This window comes from Streptomyces sp. NPDC046887 (genome assembly GCF_040644755.1).
Taxonomy (GTDB): domain Bacteria; phylum Actinomycetota; class Actinomycetes; order Streptomycetales; family Streptomycetaceae; genus Streptomyces; species Streptomyces lichenis.
In genome coordinates this window covers 57,245-70,284 of record NZ_JBEYXH010000022.1, presented here as the reverse complement: position 1 = coordinate 70,284, position 13,040 = coordinate 57,245, and the positions used below count along the sequence as shown (strand labels likewise).

General features: G+C 74.8%; 8 protein-coding genes. 5 read left to right on the top strand and 3 right to left on the bottom strand.

All coding sequences use genetic code 11. The annotated features are described in order from the left end of the window. Positions 1–74: 74 nt before the first annotated feature. Complete coding sequence (gene gabT / locus ABZ945_RS20845; protein WP_361271469.1) at positions 75–1,409, bottom strand: 4-aminobutyrate--2-oxoglutarate transaminase; 1,335 nt, start codon at positions 1,407–1,409, stop codon at positions 75–77. 590 nt (positions 1,410–1,999) lie between these two features. Between gabT and ABZ945_RS20840 the strand changes: the two genes are divergently transcribed. Next, positions 2,000–4,357, top strand: coding sequence for an ATP/GTP-binding protein (locus ABZ945_RS20840; RefSeq protein WP_361271466.1), 2,358 nt, complete (start codon positions 2,000–2,002; stop codon positions 4,355–4,357). 207 nt (positions 4,358–4,564) lie between these two features. After that, on the top strand, positions 4,565–6,121 hold the full coding sequence (locus ABZ945_RS20835; protein WP_361271463.1) for a PucR family transcriptional regulator ligand-binding domain-containing protein: 1,557 nt from the start codon (positions 4,565–4,567) through the stop codon (positions 6,119–6,121). Positions 6,122–6,140: 19 nt separating this feature from the next. On the opposite strand, the gene ABZ945_RS20830 is transcribed toward ABZ945_RS20835, so the two are convergent. Both ABZ945_RS20830 and ABZ945_RS20825 read right to left on the bottom strand, forming a co-directional pair. Further along, positions 6,141–7,103: a sensor histidine kinase gene (locus tag ABZ945_RS20830; RefSeq protein ID WP_361271460.1), complete on the bottom strand. Its 963-nt coding sequence runs from the start codon at positions 7,101–7,103 to the stop codon at positions 6,141–6,143. After that, a complete protein-coding gene (locus ABZ945_RS20825; protein ID WP_361271458.1) occupies positions 7,100–7,990 on the bottom strand; it encodes an MEDS domain-containing protein in 891 nt (296 codons plus the stop codon). Before ABZ945_RS20825 ends, ABZ945_RS20830 begins: the two co-directional genes overlap by 4 nt. Positions 7,991–8,165: 175 nt before the next feature. On the opposite strand from ABZ945_RS20825, the gene ABZ945_RS20820 reads away from it, so the two are divergent. The 3 genes from ABZ945_RS20820 to ABZ945_RS20810 all read left to right on the top strand — a co-directional run bounded on the left by ABZ945_RS20820 (position 8,166) and on the right by ABZ945_RS20810 (position 13,029). Beyond that, positions 8,166–9,194, top strand: coding sequence for an EamA family transporter (locus ABZ945_RS20820; protein ID WP_361271455.1), 1,029 nt, complete (start codon positions 8,166–8,168; stop codon positions 9,192–9,194). A gap of 202 nt (positions 9,195–9,396) precedes the next feature. Beyond that, entirely contained in the window at positions 9,397–10,839 is a 1,443-nt protein-coding gene (locus ABZ945_RS20815; protein WP_361271453.1) for an aldehyde dehydrogenase family protein, read from the top strand. Between the two features lie 255 nt (positions 10,840–11,094). After that, a complete protein-coding gene (locus ABZ945_RS20810; RefSeq protein WP_361271450.1) occupies positions 11,095–13,029 on the top strand; it encodes an acyl-CoA dehydrogenase family protein in 1,935 nt (644 codons plus the stop codon). Positions 13,030–13,040: the final 11 nt, after the last annotated feature.

The following is a 13,040-nucleotide window of genomic DNA, read 5'->3' as shown; positions in this document are numbered from 1 at the left end:
CCGGTCGACTCGGGCGCCCCCGCGCCGGGGGCGCCGCCGTCAGGCAGGGCGGCGGCCCCGGCGCGGGTTCACTGTCAGAGGGTCGCGAAGGCGTTCTCGATGATGTCGAGGCCCTCGTTCAGCAGGTCCTCGCCGATGACCAGCGGGGGCAGGAAGCGGAGCACATTGCCGTAGGTGCCGCAGGTCAGCACGAGGACGCCCTCGGCGTGGCAGGCCTTGGCGAGCGCGCCGGCGGCCTCCGGGTGGGGCTCCTTGGTGGCGGGGTCCTTGACCAGCTCGATGGCGATCATGGCGCCGCGGCCGCGGATGTCGCCGACGATCTCGTACTTCTCCTGCATCGCGGCGAGGCGGCCCTTCATGACCTCCTCGATGCGCTTGGCCTTGCCGTTGAGGTCCAGCTCCTTCATGGTCTCGATGGCGCCGAGCGCACCGGCGCAGGCCACCGGGTTGCCGCCGTAGGTGCCGCCGAGGCCGCCGCCGTGCACGGAGTCCATGATCTCGGCGCGGCCGGTGACCGCGGCGAGCGGCAGACCGCCCGCGATGCCCTTGGCCGTGGTGATCAGGTCCGGGACGACACCCTCGTCCTCGCAGGCGAACCACTGGCCGGTGCGGCAGAAGCCGGACTGGATCTCGTCGGCGACGAAGACGATGCCGTTGTCGGTGGCGAACTTGCTGATCGCCGGGAGGAAGCCCTTGGCCGGCTCGATGAAGCCGCCCTCACCCAGGACCGGCTCGATGATGATGGCGGCCACGTTCTCGGCGCCGATCTGCTTGGAGATCTGGTCGATCGCCTGGGCGGCGGCCTCGGGGCCGCAGTTCTCCGCACCGGTGGGCCAGCGGTAGCCGTAGGCGACCGGGACCCGGTAGACCTCGGGCGCGAACGGGCCGAAGCCGTTCTTGTACGGCATGTTCTTGCTGGTCAGCGCCATGGTGAGGTTGGTGCGGCCGTGGTAGCCGTGGTCGAAGACCACGACCGCCTGGCGCTTGGTGTACGAGCGTGCGATCTTCACCGCGTTCTCGACGGCCTCGGCACCGCTGTTGAACAGCGCGGACTTCTTGGCGTGGTCACCCGGGGTCAGCTCGGCCAGCGCCTCGCAGACCTCCACATAGCCCTCGTAGGGGGTGACCATGAAACAGGTGTGGGTGAAGTCGGCGAGCTGGGCGGAGGCCCGGCGCACCACGGCCTCGGCGGAGGCGCCGACCGAGGTCACCGCGATGCCGGAGCCGAAGTCGATCAGGCGGTTGCCGTCCACGTCCTCGATGATCCCGCCGCCCGCGCGGGCCGTGAAGACCGGCAGCACGGAGCCCACGCCGCCGGCGACCGTGGCGGTACGGCGGGCCTGAAGCTCCTGCGACTTCGGGCCGGGGATGGCGGTGACGACGCGGCGCTCCTGCGGGATTGCGGTCATGCGGGGCTCCTGGGGGTGATCGGGACGCTTTCGGGTCTTCAGAGTCTTTCTTCCGCAGGCTAGGGGTGGGGGAGGGGTGCGGGCATGCGCCGTTCGGGAGTGGTGCGGGGGGTGTCCTTGTCCGTGGCGGACATAGGGCGGGTCTGCGACAGAGGAGGGGGACGGACGGAGGACGGTCCGCGACAGACAGGAGGACGGTTCGGGGCGGATGGGGGACGGTTCGGGGCGGACGGGGGCGGGATGCTGACCGGTCCGTCCGGGGGCCCGGACCGTGAGTGGGGCGTGCCCGACCCCCGTCCGGGCGCGCCGTCCTCACCCGTCCAGAGTGCGCCCCCGCCGCCCCGTCCGCCTCGCTCCTCAGGGGGATCCGCCTCCCCCGGCCAGGGGAGACGGGCCGCCCCCGCGTCCCGGGAACCATGACGCGCCGCCCCGGACCGGCCCCGCCCGCGCCCCCGTCACCGGGCCGCCCCGTGCCCCGGAACCGGCCGCCTCGCGCCCCGACACCTGGCGTCCTCGGTGAACTCCCCACCGTCTGCCACTAGATTGGCCGTGCACTTCAGCGGGCCTGGCTGGTCAGGGGGCGGCGGTTCATGGATTCCGACAGCACGTTCGACGCGCGGGACGCGCGCGGTACCCGGGCCAACCCGGTGCCCCGCCCGGCCGGACCGCCTCCGGCCGGACCGCCTTCCGCCGGGCCGCCTCCGGCCGTACCGCCCTCGCCGTACGGCGCGCCCGCGGGGCCGTACGGCGCGCCCGCGCGCCCCGCGCACGCGCCCGCCACCCGGCCGGCGCTCGCCGAGTGGCTGCGGCTGCCGCGGCCCGCGGCGGCGCCCGGGATCTGGCGGCTGGGGCATGTGGAGCGGCCGGCGGAGGAGCACCACACCGTCCCGGCCCGGCAGCTGGTGAACGGCGCGCTCATCGCGTACCTCTGCGGCTGGCTGGTCTGGTCCCTGCTGTGGAACGGCTACCTCGAAGGCTGGTGGATCTTCGTCGACGACTGGTGGCTGCTGCCCATGGTGTGGCTGGTGCCGAAGGAGTGGCAGTCACCCGGGCACCCCGACTTCGCGCTCTACGCCGGGGCCACCTACCTCTGGTACGGCCTCGTCCTGGCGCTGCTGGCGCACACCTTCGGCCGGGTCGGCAACTGGGCCGAGGTGTGGCGCCGCTGGGGGGTGCCGATCTGGCCGCTGTTCGTGCTGGTACCGGGCGTCTGGCGGGAGATGCCGCGGATCGAGTGGCTGCTGACGGTGTCCAACGTCTACTACGCGCTGCTGGTCGCCGCCGTGCTGGCCGCCGTGGGGCGGGTCGGACGCTGGCCCGCGGTGCGGCGGCGGCTCGCCGGGGCGGACGGCGGCCCGGTCCCGGCGCCCCCGGAGGCCGACCCCGCCGACTGGCCCGAGGTACGGGACGCCGGGCTGGCCGAGGCGGCCGGGCGGCTCGCCGAGGCCACCCGCTCCGGGGCGCTCGGCGATGTGGACCACGCCCGGATCCGCCGCGCCTGGCAGGGCGTGCGCACCCACCCCGGGCGGCTGCCCGCCTTCGCCGACGCGGTGCGGGCGTACGGGCCGGCGGCCTGCGCTCACCCCTCCGGCGCCCGCGACCTCCCGGTCCGTACCGCCGTCCACGACCTGGTCACCGGCCAGGTGCGGATCGGCACCGCCGCCGACCACCCCCGCAACCCCTACGCCCGCCGCACCACCGGGGTCGCCCTGGAACCGGCGCTGCTCGGGACCTCGCTGCTGGCCGTGGGCCCGGCGGGCTCGGGCAAGACGGTACGGCTCACCCGCCCGGTCACCGAGTCGCTCTGCCTCCAGGCCCTGGCGGGCCGCGCCTCGGTGGTCGCCGTCACCGCCCAGGGCGCCGCGCTCGCCCCGGACGACGCCTTCGACGTGGTCGTCTCCGTGGGCCGCGAGGACTCCACCCATGACCTCGACCTGTACGGCGGCGCCGAGGACCCGGACGAGGCGGCCGGGACGCTGGCCGAGGCGCTGGTCGGCGACCTGGTGCCGGACTACCGCCGGGCCGCCACCACCCTGGCCCGGCTGATCGGCCCCTACCGGGCCGCCCACGGCCACTTCCCGCCCGTACCGGAGCTGCGGGAGCTGCTGGACGGCGCCCCGGAGGCGCTGGCCGCGCTGCGGGACGCCGTCGCCGGTGACCCGGCCCAGCTGCGCGAGCTGGACGCCCGGGCCCGCGGGGCCGGCCGCGGGGACGACACCGGGCCGCTGCTCGCCGAGCGGATCGCCTTCCTGGACCGCCCGGCCCTGGCCCGCTTCTTCCGGCCCGCCGGTGCCCAGACGGGCGGCGACGCGCCCCGGCTCACCCTGCGTGCCATCGAGCACCCGCTGCGGGTCCGGGTCGACCTGCCCGAGCGCGGCCACGCCGAGGCCTCCCGGATCGTGGCCCGGCTGCTGCTGGCCCAGTTCGCCGAGGCGGCGCTCGCCCGGGCCGACCGCTCCCTCTTCGCCTGCCTGGTGCTGGACGACGCCACCCGCACCGTCACCGCCGACTCGGTCCGCGCCGTGCAGCGGCTGCGCTCCGCCCACGCGGGCGTGGTGCTGGCGCTGCGCAGCCTGGAGGAGGTCCCGGAGAACCTGCGCGGCCCGCTGCTGGGCGCGGTCGGCTGCCGGATGGCGTTCGCCGGGATCGGCCCCTGGGACGGCGGCCGGTTCGCCGAGACCTGGGGCACCGAGTGGGTGCAGACCCGGGACGTCACCAACCGGCAGATCATCTCCGACGAGCCGCTGACCAAGGCGATGCACTTCGTCCGTCGGCTGGTCACCGGAAAGGCGGCCACCGCCGAGGCGGTCACGGTCCGCGAGGTCGAACGGCAGCGCTGGTCCGCCTCCGACCTGGCGCACTCCGTCCCGGCCGGGCACGCGGTGCTCTCGCTCTCCGAGGTCCGCGGCGACCACACGCCACCCCTGCTGGTCGACCTGCGGACGTGACAAGCTGGCACAATCGAGGGAGCGGTTCATACGCGACGGCGAAAAGGCCCGTCCCCCGGCGCCCGGGTGGGCCGGGAAAGGGCCGCCCGCACCGTCCGCAAGGCTCCCGGCCGCGAACCGCACGCGAACGGACCGCACCGTCCGCACGGCTCCCGCACCCCCGCAGCACGCCTCCGCCCCGCCGCCTGAAAGCACCACGGTCCCGCCATGCCGCCCACGCTCGCCTCGCTCGTCCAGCACTCGGCGCTGAAGCTCACCGTCCGCGCCGGGCAGGACCGCCTCGACACGCCCGTCCGCTGGGCGCACGCCAGCGAGCTGGCCGACCCCGTCCCGTACATGGAGGGCGGGGAACTGCTGCTGGTCACCGCCACCAACCTGGACGCCGAGGACCCCGAGGCGATGCGCCGCTATGTGCGGCGGCTGGCCGGGGCCGGAGTGGCCGGGCTCGGCTTCGCCGTCGGGGTGAACTACGACGCCATCCCGGACGCCCTGCTCGACGCGGCCCGGGAGGCGGACCTGCCGCTCCTTGAGGTGCCCCGGCGCACCCCGTTCCTGGCCATCGCCAAGGAGGTCTCCGCGGCGATCGCGGCCGAGCAGTACCAGGCGGTGAAGGCCGGGTTCGAGGCGCAGCGGGAGCTGACCCGGGCGGCGCTCGCCGAGGGCCCGGAGGCCGTGGTGGCCCGGCTGGCGGCCCATATGGACGGCTGGGCGGCGCTCTACGACGCCTCCGGAGCGGTGGTCTTCGCGGCCCCCGACTGGGCGGCGCGCCGGGCCGCCCGGCTCACCCCGGACGTGGAGCGGCTGCGCGAGCGGCCCGCCCCGGCCAGCGCCGTGGTCGGCTCCAGCGACGAGCGGGTGGAGTTGCAGTCCCTGGGCAGCGGCCGCCGGGTGCGCGGCGCCCTCGCGGTCGGCACCGGCGCCCCGCTGGGCACCGCCGAGCGGTATGCCGTGCATTCGGCCATCGCCCTGCTCACCCTCACCACCGAGCGCTCCCGCTCCCTCCAGGCCGCCGAGCAGCGCCTCGGCGCGGCGGTGCTGCGGATGCTGCTGGCCGGGCAGCCCGACCACGCCCGCGCGGTCGCCGGGGACCTCTACGGCGGGTTGCTGGACGCCCCGTTCCGGATGCTGGTGGCCGAACCGGCCTCCGGGGAGCGCGACCCGGCCGCCGAGCCGCCGCTGCGGGCCCTCGCCGACTCGCTGGAGGCCGCCGCCGCGCGGGCCGGCGAGTCGGTGCTGACCGTGCCCGACGGCGAGGAGCGGCTGGTGATGCTGGCCGGAGACGGCGGCGCGGTGGTGACCGCCTGCGACGGCTACGCGGAGAGCGAGTCGGACGAGGCCGGGGTGGTGGTGGGCCTGTCCGCGCCGACCGGCCCGATCGCCGCGGCCACCGCCTACAAGCAGGCCGAGCAGGCCCTCTCGGTGGCCCGCCGGCGCGGTCGCGCCCTGGTGGAGCACGAGGACCTGGCGGCCGGCTCGGTGCTGCCGCTGCTCGCCGACGACGCGGTACGGGCCTTCGCCGACGGGCTGCTGCGGGCGCTGCGCGAGCACGACGCCACCGGCCGCGGCGATCTGGTCGCCTCGCTGCGCGCCTGGCTCTCCCGGCACGGCCAGTGGGACGCGGCCGCCGCCGACCTCGGTGTGCACCGCCACACCCTGCGCTACCGGATGCGCCGGGTGGAGGAGATCCTGGGCCGCTCGCTGGACGACCCGGACGCCCGGATGGAGCTGTGGCTGGCCCTGAAGGCCACCGGCGACAAGCCCTGAGCCGGACCCGGGGGTCGGCTCAGCGCAGGTCCATCGACATCCGCAGCACCAGGCCGTCGGCCGAGGAGCGGATCCGCACCAGGTCGCACAGCTCGTTGATCATCCACAGTCCGCGTCCGCCGGAGGCCGCCGCGGGGTCCGGGCGGAACCTGCCCGCCAGCGGGTCGTCCAGCCGGCCGGCGTCCCGGGTCTCCACCTGCACCCGCCCGGGGGTGGTCCACATCCGCAGGGTGCCCCGGCCGCCGCCGTGCCGCAGCGAGTTGGTGGCCGCCTCGGTGACCGCGAGCACCAGATCGGAGCGGCGGGCGGCGCTCAGCCCCGTACCCTCCAGCCGGCCGGTCACGAAGGCGCGTACCGCGGCCAGGTCGCCCTGTGTGTACGGCAGTACGGCGACCGGCCCCGCCGGCTCCTCCAGCGGGACGTCGCACTCCGCGCACACCGCCAGCGGGTCGGCGTACTCGTCGCACTCCCGCACGCCCCCGGCGTCCGGTTCCAGCAGCGCGGGGTGGGTGCGGCGTACCAGCGCCACCACCTCCGAGGGCAGGGCGGGCTCCTGGTAGGCGCAGAGGAAGGTGGTGGGCCGGCCGGTGAAGACCAGGTTCACCAGGGCCTCCAGCCGGGCCGCCTCGACGGTCTCGGCACGGTCCCGCCCCGGCCATATCGGCTCCATGACCACCCGGGCCGGGCGCCCCGGACGCCGCGCGGCGAACGTGGTCAGCAGCGACAGCACCCGCCCCGGGTTGCGGCCCGCCTCCGCCATATCGGTCCACACCGCGCCGCCGTCAGCGCCGAAGCGGTCGCGCAGCGCCTCCAGCCGGGGCCCGGGAACCAGCACCAGCACCGGCCGGTCGGCCTCCAGCCCGTCCTGGACGAAGGAGCCGACCGCCCGCAGGAAGTCCGGCTCGTCCCGGTAGGACAGGGCGGGATGGACGAAGGACTCACCCGGCGGCAGCACCGGGTCGGTGAGCACAGTGGTCGTCATCGCACGACCTTCAGACCGGCCCGCAGCTCCGGGAAGAGACCGAGCAGCCGGTGCAGGGTGGGCGGCGCGCCGCTGACCCGCAGGCTCCGGCCGGCCGGCAGCGACCGGGCCACCTCCGACAGCACTCCCGCACCCACCACGTCGATGAACTCCACAGCACTCAGGTCCAGTTCCGCGTCCCCGTCGTCGGCCATCCGGGACAGCGCGGCCGCCGCCCCGCGGGTGACGGTGCGGCCGTCGTGGTCCAGGGCGCCTTCCAGGACCAGGCCCGGGCCGTGCGGGTGCGGCAGCGCGCGCAGCGCCGGCCGGGCCGGCGGGGCCTCGCCGGGCGGGAAGAGGGGCGCGGCCCGGTGCGCGCCGGTGAGGACGGCCGTGTCCGCGTCCGGGATCAGCCGGCGGTCGTAGAGGCACAGGGCGCTGAGCCGGGGCAGCCGGGCGAACACCTCGCGGTGGATGCGCAACTCGTACTCCAGCAGCCGGTCCGCCCCCGGCACGTCCCGGGCGCACCACGACATCTCGCCGATCGCCCGCAGCCCCGTGCAGCCGTCCGCCAGCGCCTGGGCGGTGGCGTCGTGCCACTGGCCGACCATGGCGTCGGGGTCGAAAGGGCCGGCGGCGAGATAGGTGTCGTCCGCGGTGAACACGTCCAGCCGGCCCCGAGCCCTGGCCGCCTCCACATCCATGCCCCGGGCGGCCAGCGCCGCGAGGACGGCGTCCGGGTCGGTGGCGTCGGCGAAGTAGTACAGCCGCTCGCCGCGCTCCAGCGCGGGGGCCAGGAAGCCGAAGGCCAGATCGGCCCAGGTGCGGTCGTCGGAGTAGCAGGCGCAGACGTGGTTGGGCGCGGAGGCCGGGACCGGCCCGGAACGCGTGTCGGTGCTCCCGGTCATACGGTCCCCTCCCGTGCGGTCGTCCCGCGCGCCTCACCGTGGCGGCGGGCTTCACGGTATCGCCATCCGCCGGCCACCGGGCACCCACTCCGCTTTCGCCGGCTCTTCCGCCCTCCCTGCCCGGTATCGGGCACATCCATGGCCATCGCAGCCATCCGCTGTCTAAGGTCTGCTCATGACAAGCCCCGCCGCGGAACCGGCCGCGGATCCGACGGCCTCCGACGCCGCCGCACCGGTGGACGCCGTACCCGTCGACGCCGTGGAGCCGACCGCCTCCGCCGCCGCACCGGCCGCGGCCCCGCCGGGCACCGGCCGCCGCCGCTTCGGCGCCGCGATCTGGGCGGCGCTGGGCATCGTCTACGTGGTGTGGGGCTCCACCTACCTCGGCATCCGGGTGGTCGTGGAGACCATGCCGCCCTTCCTCTCCGCCGGGGTCCGGTTCGTCGTCGCGGGGCTGCTGCTCGCCCTGCTGCTGGTGTGCCGGTACGGGCTCGGCGTGCTGCGGGTGAGCCGCGCCCAGCTGGCCTCCGCGGCCCTGGTCGGGCTGCTCCTGCTGCTCGGCGGCAACGGGCTCGTCGTCCTGGCCGAGACCACCGTGCCCTCGGGGCTCGCCGCCCTGCTCATCGCGGTCGTCCCCGCCTGGGTGGTGCTGCTGCGCACCGTCTCCGGCGAGCGGCCCGGGCGCGGCGCCTACCTCGGGGTGCTGCTGGGGCTGGCCGGGCTCGCCGTGCTCACCCTCCCGGGGATCAGCGGCGAGGTGCGCATCTGGGGTGTGCTGACCGTGATGGCCGCCACCCTGATGTGGTCGGTGGGCTCCTTCGCCTCCTCCCGGCTGCCGATGCCGAAGAACCCGTTCGCCACCAGCGCGTACGAGATGGTGGCGGGCGGCCTGGCCTGCGCCCTGGTCGGGCTGGCCCGCGGCGAGCAGCACGGACTGGACCTCGGCGCCGTCTCGGCCCGCTCCTGGACCGCCCTCGGCTATCTCATCGTCTTCGGTTCGCTGATCGCGTTCAGCGCGTACGCCTGGCTGCTGCACCATGCCCCGCTGTCGCTGACCGCCACCTACGCCTACGTCAACCCGGTGGTCGCCGTCGCCCTGGGCGCCCTGATCCTGGGCGAGGCGGTGAGCTGGCCGATCGCCCTGGGCGGCGCGATCGTGGTCGGCGGGGTCTGCCTGATCGTCTCCACCGAGCGGCGCGGCTGACCGTACGGAGCCGCCGTACACAGCGCCGCGGCTGACCGCCGTATCCGCCGTACGCGGCGCCGAGGCCGACCGCCCTGAGCCGACCGTACGGAACGGCACACCCGCCCGCCGCACTACTCCATCCCGGACAAACGCCCGTCCGCCGTCCCGGCCCTACCGTGTGAGGACGAAACCCCACTACCTCTGAAGGGCCGGGAACCGCATGACTGCCACCGCCTTCTGGCTCGCCGGCCGCGAGGCCACCGGCGAGACCTCCTTCGACGTCACCTCCCCCTGGGACGGCCGGGTCGTCGCCCAGGTCAGCGTCCCCAGCGAGGCCCAGGTCGAAGAGGCCGTGGCCGCCGCGCACGCGGTGATCGACGAGTTCTCCGCCACCCCGGCCCATGTCCGCGCCGCCGCCCTGGACCATGTCTCCCGGCGGCTGGCCGAGCGCACCGAGGAGATCGCCCAGCTGATCTCCGCCGAGAACGGCAAGCCCATCAAGTGGGCCCGCGGCGAGGTCGGCCGCGCCGTCTCCGTCTTCCGGTTCTCCGCCGAGGAGGCCCGCCGCTTCAACGGCGGCGACGCCCAGCGGCTGGACACCGACGCCGGCGGCACCGGCCGCCTGGGGCTGACCCGCCGCTTCCCCAAGGGCGTGGTGCTGGGCATCGCCCCGTTCAACTTCCCGCTGAACCTCTGCGCCCACAAGATCGCCCCGGCGATCGCGGTCGGCGCGCCGATCATCCTCAAGCCCGCCCCGGCCACCCCGCTCTCCGGGCTGATCCTCGGCGAGCTGCTGGCCGAGACCGAGCTGCCGGCCGGCTCCTGGTCGATCCTCCCGGTCACCAACGACCGGATGCCCGCCCTGGTCCAGGACGAGCGGCTGCCGGTCATCTCCTTCACCGGCTCCGACACCGTCGGCTACGCCATCCAGCAGTCGGTGCCGCACAAGCACTGCACCCTGGAGCTGGGCGGCAACGCCGCCGCGGTCGTGCTCGGCGACTGGGCGAGCGAGGAGGACCTGGACTGGGCCGCCACCCGGATCGCCACCTTCTCCAACTACCAGGGCGGCCAGTCCTGCATCTCGGTGCAGCGGGTCATCGCCGACGCCTCCGTCTACGACCGGCTCACCGCCAAGGTGGTCGCCGCCGTGGAGAAGCAGGGCACCGGCGACCCGTCCGACGACACCACCGACGTGGGCCCGCTGGTCAGCGAGGACGCCGCCAAGCGGGTGGAGTCCTGGGTGGACGAGGCCGTCGCGGCCGGCGCGAAGCTGCTGACCGGTGGCAAGCGGGAGGGCGCCACCTACGCCCCGACCGTCCTCGCCGACCTCCCGGCCACCGCCACCCTCGCCCGCGAGGAGGTCTTCGGCCCGGTGCTCTCGCTGCACCGGGTGGACGGCGAGGCCGAGGCGTTCGCCGCGGTCAACGACTCCAAGTTCGGCCTCCAGGCGGGTGTCTTCACCCATGACCTGCAGACCGCCTTCCGCGCCCACCGCGCGCTGGAGGTCGGCGGCGTGATCATCGGCGACGTCCCCTCCTACCGCGCCGACCAGATGCCCTACGGCGGCGCCAAGCAGTCCGGCGTCGGCCGCGAGGGTGTCCGCTACGCGATGGACGACTACACCTACGAGCGGGTCCTGGTCCTCACCGGCCTGGCGCTCTGACACCCCGGGGCCGCCCCCTCCGTCCGTGAGGCGACGGGGGCGGGCCCCCTTCCCGTACGGCGGCCCGGCAGCCGCCCGCACGGCCCCGAACCGGCGGCCCGAACCCACTGTGCGGGGGTTCGGGCCGCCCCCGTACCCGCACCCTTCCACTGCTCCGCCCGCCCTTTTCGCCCTCCCACCCTTCGGGTATAGGGGTCGAGTAGTACCGGCCGGTAGCACACCGGCCGGCCGACCGACTCACGGCGAGGTGAGCGCATGTCCGGCAACGGCAACCCGAAGGTCTCCGAGCGCGAAGCACGTCAGGTGGCGGAGGAGGCCCGCGAACAGGACTGGCGCAAGCCGAGCTTCGCCAAGGAGCTGTTCCTCGGCCGGTTCCGCCTCGACCTGATCCATCCGCACCCGCTGCCCGCCACCGAACAGGCCCAGGCGGGCGAGGAATTCCTGGCCAAGCTCCGCGACTTCTGCGAGACGAAGATCGACGGCGCGCTGATCGAGCGGGAGGCGCGGATCCCGGACGCGGTCATCGACGGGCTCAAGGAGCTCGGCGCGCTCGGGATGAAGATCGACAAGAAGTACGGCGGCCTCGGCCTCACCCAGGTGTACTACAACAAGGCGCTCGCCCTGGTCGGCTCGGTCTCCCCGGCGGTCAGCGCGCTGCTCTCCGCCCATCAGTCGATCGGCCTACCGCAGCCGCTGAAACTGGCCGGCACCCCCGAGCAGAAGGAGACCTACCTCCCGCGCCTCGCCCGTACCGACATCTCCGCCTTCCTGCTCACGGAGCCCGACGTCGGCTCCGACCCGGCCCGCCTCGCCACCACCGCCACGCCCGACGGGGACGGGTACGTCATCGACGGGGTGAAGCTGTGGACCACCAACGGGGTGGTCGCCGACCTGATGGTGGTGATGGCCCGGGTGCCGAAGTCCGAGGGCCACTCCGGCGGCATCACCGCCTTCATCGTGGAGGCCGGCTCCGAGGGCGTCACCGTGGAGAACCGCAACGCCTTCATGGGCCTGCGCGGTCTGGAGAACGGCGTCACCCGCTTCCACCGGGTGCGGGTGCCCGCCGCCAACCGGATCGGGCCGGAGGGCGCGGGCCTGAAGATCGCCCTCACCACCCTCAACACCGGCCGGCTGTCGCTGCCGGCGATGTGCGCGGGCGCCGGCAAGTGGTGTCTGAAGATCGCCCGCGAGTGGAGCGCGGTCCGCGAGCAGTGGGGCAAGCCGGTCGCCCGGCACGAGGCCGTCGGCGCCAAGATCTCCTTCATCGCCGCCACCACCTTCGCCCTGGAGGCCGTCCTCGACCTCTCCAGCCAGCTCGCCGACGAGGACCGCAACGACATCCGCATCGAGGCCGCGCTCGCCAAGCTCTACGGCTCCGAGATGGCCTGGCTGATGGCCGACGAACTGGTCCAGATCCGCGGCGGGCGCGGCTACGAGACCGCCGACTCGCTCGCCGCCCGCGGCGAACGCGCCGTCCCCGTCGAGCAGATCCTGCGCGACCTGCGCATCAACCGGATCTTCGAGGGCTCCACCGAGATCATGCATCTGCTGATCGCGCGCGAGGCGGTCGACGCCCACCTCGCCGTCGCCGGGGACATCATCGACCCGGACAAGTCGCTGGGCGACAAGGCGAAGGCGGGCGCGCAGGCCGGGGTGTTCTACGCCAAGTGGCTGCCGAAGCTGGTCGCCGGGGCCGGGCAGCTGCCCACCTCCTACGGGGACTTCCACCCGGCCGGCCACCCCGACCTGGCCGCCCAGCTGCGGTACGTCGAGCGCACCTCCCGCAAGCTGGCCCGCTCCACCTTCTACGCCATGTCCCGCTGGCAGGGCCGGATGGAGACCAAGCAGGGCTTCCTGGGCCGGATCGTGGACATCGGCGCCGAGCTGTTCGCGATGAGCGCCGCCTGCGTCCGCGCCGAGATGCTGCGCACCCAGGGCGACCACGGCCGGGAGGCGTACCAGCTGGCGGACGCCTTCTGCCGGCAGGCCCGGATCCGGATCGAGGAGCTGTTCGGCCGGCTCTGGAACAACACCGACGACCTGGACGCCACCGTGGTCAAGGGCGTCCTCTCCGGTACGTACACCTGGCTGGAGGAGGGCGTCCTCGACCCCAGCGGGGACGGCCCCTGGATCGCCGACGCCACCCCCGGCCCGGCCACCCGGGAGAACGTCCACCGCCCCATCCGCTGAAACCTTCATCC

Bases quoted from the DNA above. Each gene is read 5' to 3' on its own strand.
- ABZ945_RS20840 (WP_361271466.1), top strand. From the start codon at position 2,000: ATGGATTCCGACAGCACGTTCGACGCGCGGGACGCGCGCGGTACCCGG.
- gabT (WP_361271469.1), bottom strand. From the start codon at position 1,409: ATGACCGCAATCCCGCAGGAGCGCCGCGTCGTCACCGCCATCCCCGGC.
- ABZ945_RS20810 (WP_361271450.1), top strand. From the start codon at position 11,095: ATGTCCGGCAACGGCAACCCGAAGGTCTCCGAGCGCGAAGCACGTCAG.
- ABZ945_RS20825 (WP_361271458.1), bottom strand. From the start codon at position 7,990: ATGACCGGGAGCACCGACACGCGTTCCGGGCCGGTCCCGGCCTCCGCG.
- ABZ945_RS20820 (WP_361271455.1), top strand. From the start codon at position 8,166: ATGACAAGCCCCGCCGCGGAACCGGCCGCGGATCCGACGGCCTCCGAC.
- ABZ945_RS20835 (WP_361271463.1), top strand. From the start codon at position 4,565: ATGCCGCCCACGCTCGCCTCGCTCGTCCAGCACTCGGCGCTGAAGCTC.
- ABZ945_RS20830 (WP_361271460.1), bottom strand. From the start codon at position 7,103: ATGACGACCACTGTGCTCACCGACCCGGTGCTGCCGCCGGGTGAGTCC.
- ABZ945_RS20815 (WP_361271453.1), top strand. From the start codon at position 9,397: ATGACTGCCACCGCCTTCTGGCTCGCCGGCCGCGAGGCCACCGGCGAG.